Origin of the sequence: Allobosea caraganae (genome assembly GCF_003351345.1) — a bacterium.
GTDB lineage: Bacteria > Pseudomonadota > Alphaproteobacteria > Rhizobiales > Beijerinckiaceae > Allobosea > Allobosea caraganae.
This window is the reverse complement of sequence record NZ_QQTO01000015.1, coordinates 1-4,261: the sequence shown is the minus strand read 5'-3', so window position 1 is coordinate 4,261 and position 4,261 is coordinate 1. Positions and strand designations below refer to the sequence as shown.

Genomic DNA, 4,261 nt, shown 5'->3' with positions numbered 1-4,261 from the left:
GTCGACAGGTTGAAGGATGGCGGGAAGCTGTAGAGCTCCTCATAGGGCTTGAGCGACGAGAAGATCATCCAGAGCAGCGGCGCCAGCGCGAAGGCGGCGAAAAGCGCGCAGCAGCTATAGGCGGCGATGGTCCAGCCACGGCTGCGCATCGTCAGGCCTCCCCGGTCTTCTTCTGGAGGCTGAGGAGCCGGAAATAGACGGCGAGGATGAAGCCGAGGATCACCATCATGATCAAGGCGACGGCGGCCATGCGGCCGAGGTCGTATTGCTGCCAGCCGGCATTATAGGCGTAGACCGGCAGCGTCGTGGTGGCGTCGATCGGCCCGCCGCCGGTGGTCAGGAAGATGAAGTCGAAATTGTTGAAGACCCAGATCGTGCGCAGGATCACCACGGTCGCGATCACCTGCCAAAGCGCCGGCAAGGTGACGTACCAGAATTTCTGCCAGGCGCTGGCGCCGTCGATCGCGGCGGCCTCGTAGAGTTCCTGCGGGATGGTCTGCAATCCCGCGACGATCGCGACCATCATGAACGGGAAGCCGAACCAGATGTTCATGACGATGACGGTCGGCATCGCGAAGGTCGGCGAGCCCAGCCATTGCTGCGGGGCGTCGATCAGGCCGAGCGACATCAGCAGGAAATTCAGCACGCCGTAGAGCGGGTCGAGCATGTAGCGCCAGGCGAAGGCCATCACGATCGACGGGAAGGCCCAGGGCACGATCAGGGCGAGCCGCAGCGTGGTACGGCCGACCGTGACCTGCTCCAGCGCCAGCGCGGCGAGCAGCCCCAGCAGCAACTGCCCGGCAACCGAGAACGCCGTCCAGACGAGCGTGTTCAACGTCGAGGTCCAGAACAGCGGATCGGCCAGCGTCGCCTCGAAATTCGCGGTGCCGACGAAGCGCCAGCCCGGGAACATCAGGCTGGCATTGGTGAAGCCGACGACCGCGTTATAGGCGACGGGATAGAGGATGACTGCCGACAGGCAGGCCAGCCCCGGGATCAGGAACAGGATCGCCAACCGCTCGTCGAGCCAGGCGGCGAGCCTGCCGCCGAACGAGCCGGCCGGTCGTTCCGGCCGGGCCTTGACCGCCAATACCGACATGCGCCGTCAGCCCCGGTCGAAGCGCATGCGCACGTCGCCGACGATCTTCTCGAGCTGCTTCGCCGTGGCGCCCACGGCCTGGTCGATCGGCTCGTTGCGCAGCAGGATGCGCTGGAACATGTCCTCGACCGCATAGCTGTTCATCACCGGGCCAGCATAGGGGTTGAGGCCGCTCTCCATGCCGGCGAGGCTGGTATCCTCCAGCCCCTTCAAGGTGACATCGACGACGTTGCGGAAGCGCTTGATCGTCGGGTTGTCGAAGAAGGCCGGCCCCTCCGCCCGCTTCAGGCTCGGGAACATGAAGAGCGGGATGGTGAGCAGGAACGGCGTGTAGTTCTCCTCGGCGAAGAGGAATTTTGCGAACTCCTTGCCGTCAGCCGGGTTCTTGCCCTTCGGCAACGCGACCGAGATCCCGCCGAGCAGGTTCCCGACGCGCTCGCGCCTGGGCATGAAGGTGGCGTCGAGTTGCTCGGCCACGGCCGGGGCATCCTTGGCGGCGCCGGCGACGATGGCGGCGGAATCCTCCGCCAGGCTGGTCTTGCCGCTGTTCACCAGGCTGAAATTGTCGTTGATCTTGTAGTCGGTGACGCCGGGACCGCCGGCCTTCCTGGCAAGCTCGACGATGAAGGCGGTGGCGTCCTTCACCGGCGCGCTGTCGAACGAGACCTTGCCGTCCTTGTCGAAGAACGAACCGTTGGCCGAGCGCGCCATCATCCAGAGCAGGAAGCCGCCGCCGGTATCGCCCTTGGCCAGCTTCGGGATCCAGCCGTAATGATCGGGCGCCTTGGTCGTGGCGGTCGCGACCTTGAGCGCGTCGTCCCAGGTCACCGGCGGCTGGAGGCCGGCCTCGGCGAGGCGGTCCTTCCGATAGACCAGCAGGCGGTTATGGACGTAGTGCGGGATCGAGACGTACTGGCCGCGGAAGAAGCCGGTCGTCCGGGCGATGTCGCCCTTGAAGGCCTCGGGCCCGCCCAGCGCCTTGACGACGTCGTCCATCGGGTTGAGCGCGCCGGCGAGCGCCATCGGCACGGCGTTCTCGGCCAGCAGGATCGTGACGTCGGGCAAGGTGCCGGCCGCCATCGCCGCCGGCCATTTCTGCGGGAAGGCCGGCCAGGGCACGATCTCGATATCGACCTTGACGCCGGGATTGGCCTTCTCGAAGCGGTCGGCGATCTGCCGCATCGCGTCGGAGCGCTCCTTCTGGGAATAGCTGTGCCAGAAGGTGATGCGCCGCTGCGCCTGGGCGCGGACGGACGGCGCGGGCAATGTCGAGGCGGCAGCGATGGTCGCTGCGCCGCCGACCAGGCTGCGCCGGGTGATGCTTGTTTCGGACATGGGTTCCTCCCTACGGTCCGGATCGTCGTCCAGACGTTTTTTCGTTCAGATCGGGCGTGTCGTCAGATGAGGCCTGCGGCCTGCGCCAGGCGCTTGAGTTCCAGCTTTTCGGCATCCGAGATGCCGAGCTGCGGGCGGCGCACCGCACCGTCGGTGATCAGCCCCTGCAGCCGCAGCACTTCCTTCATGCGCGGGCGGAAATCGCGGATCGGCTGGCGCCAGCAATAGCGGGCGATCGGCGCGAGCCGCTCCCAGATCTCCCGGCCCTTCTGCGCGTCGCCGTTCTGGACCGCCTCGTTCATCGCCACGAGTTCGGCGACGGCGGTGCCGGCAAAGCCGATCAGCGCGCCATCGCAACCCATCAGCAGCGCCTCGTAGATGAAGGTGTCGCTGCCGGTCAGGATGCCGATCGGATCGGGCAGCGCCTTGACGCTCTGCACCGACTGTATCGTCTGGTTGGCGTCGAACGACGATTCCTTGATCGCGATGACCTGCGGAATCGAGGCCAGCGCATCGAGCATCTCGCCGGAATAATCCGGGCCCCAGCCGCGCGGGAACTGGAAGGCGATCAGCGGCAGCCCGAGCGCCTCGGCAATATCGGCATGGAAGCGCCGGATCATCTCGGGCGGGATCGGCGCACCCATGAAGACCGGAAAGGGCGGGAAGACGCAGAAGCCTTCGGCTCCGGCGGCGATGAGATCGCGGCCATGGGCGATCATCTGGTCGGTCGAGCCGCCGATCAGTCCGCAGATCAGCGGGACACGCCCAGCGATGACCTCGGCGCAGACCCGCATCACCTCGATGCGCTCGGCATTGCTGAGCGCCGGCGCCTCGGCCGCGTCCATGTTGACGGCGATGGCGTCCGGGCGCTGCCCGGCGATCCAGTCCATATAGTGGCGCAGCGAGGCCCAATCGATCTCGCCATCGCCCTGCATCGGCATGAACGGCGCCGAGATGACGCCCTTGAACGGACGCGCCAGTGCGAGTTTCCGGACAGCTTGGGGCATGCGAGGCTGAGCCGCAGAAACGGTCATTGCAGTCACCTTCTCGAATTCGACTAGCCGGCCGCGCGCGAGGCGGCCTTCTCGGTGAAAAGCTCGGAGCCGGCGCTTGCGGCCGACAATTCCTTCGCCGCGGCGATCAACGGCGCCGTCAGCCTTCCGGCCAGAGCCGGCGTCAACCGCGAGGACGGCCCGGCAATGCTGACCGTTCCGATCGTCGCGCCCGTCCGCGGATGCAGGATCGCGGCTGCAAGCGCCGCTGTTCCGGCATCGGCCGCCTGGTCGACATGGGCGTAGCCGTTGGCGCGGGCCCGCCCCAGCGCCTCGACGAAAGCGGAGATGGTGCGCGGAGCGTTGGGGCCGTGCTCGTCGAGCCGGCCGAAGCCCTGCTTGACCACAAGCGCGATCGCCTCGTCCTCGCTGAGCGTCGCCAGCCAGGCCTGGCCCGTCGCGGTGCAGAACAGGGTGGGGTGGCCGCCCATCTCGGGATCGTAGCGCAGGCCCGAGCGAGCGCCCTGCGCCTTCGCCACCCAGGTCAGGTGATCGCCATCGACGACCGTCATCCGGACGAGCTCGCCGCTCTCGCTCGCCAGTCGGTCGAGGATCGGCTGGGAGATGTCGGTGACGCCGCTGGCCGAAAGATGCGCCAGGCCGATCGAGATCAGCCGGGTGGTGAGGTGATAACGCTCGGTCTCGGCATCCTGGCGGACATAGCCGAGGCGGATCAGGTCGGCGAGAAGGCGATGCGCGCCGCTCTTGGGCAGGCCGATCTCATCGGCCACCACGGTGACGCTGACGCCGCCCATCCGGGTCGACATCATTTCCA

At 67.0% G+C, this 4,261-nt stretch carries 4 protein-coding genes; all 4 read right to left on the bottom strand.

Features of this window, described 5'->3' with window-relative positions; translation table 11 throughout:
- Positions 1–151: 151 nt before the first annotated feature.
- The gene (locus DWF00_RS07020) at positions 152–1,099 is read right to left on the bottom strand and encodes a carbohydrate ABC transporter permease (RefSeq protein ID WP_114832870.1); all 948 of its coding nucleotides are present in this window, start codon (positions 1,097–1,099) and stop codon (positions 152–154) included.
- 6 nt (positions 1,100–1,105) lie between these two features.
- Positions 1,106–2,434, bottom strand: a complete 1,329-nt coding sequence (locus DWF00_RS07015) for an ABC transporter substrate-binding protein (RefSeq protein ID WP_114832869.1) — start codon at positions 2,432–2,434, stop codon at positions 1,106–1,108.
- A gap of 62 nt (positions 2,435–2,496) precedes the next feature.
- Entirely contained in the window at positions 2,497–3,441 is a 945-nt protein-coding gene (locus tag DWF00_RS07010; protein WP_181832929.1) for a dihydrodipicolinate synthase family protein, read from the bottom strand.
- 50 nt (positions 3,442–3,491) lie between these two features.
- Positions 3,492–4,261 (bottom strand): IclR family transcriptional regulator (locus DWF00_RS07005; protein WP_210207962.1); only part of this gene is annotated, 770 nt, incomplete at its 5' end.

What these genes read in the sequence shown, in the direction of transcription:
- DWF00_RS07020 (WP_114832870.1), bottom strand. Translation starts at nt 1,099, where the DNA reads ATGTCGGTATTGGCGGTCAAGGCCCGGCCGGAACGACCGGCCGGCTCG.
- DWF00_RS07010 (WP_181832929.1), bottom strand. Translation starts at nt 3,441, where the DNA reads ATGCCCCAAGCTGTCCGGAAACTCGCACTGGCGCGTCCGTTCAAGGGC.
- DWF00_RS07015 (WP_114832869.1), bottom strand. Translation starts at nt 2,434, where the DNA reads ATGTCCGAAACAAGCATCACCCGGCGCAGCCTGGTCGGCGGCGCAGCG.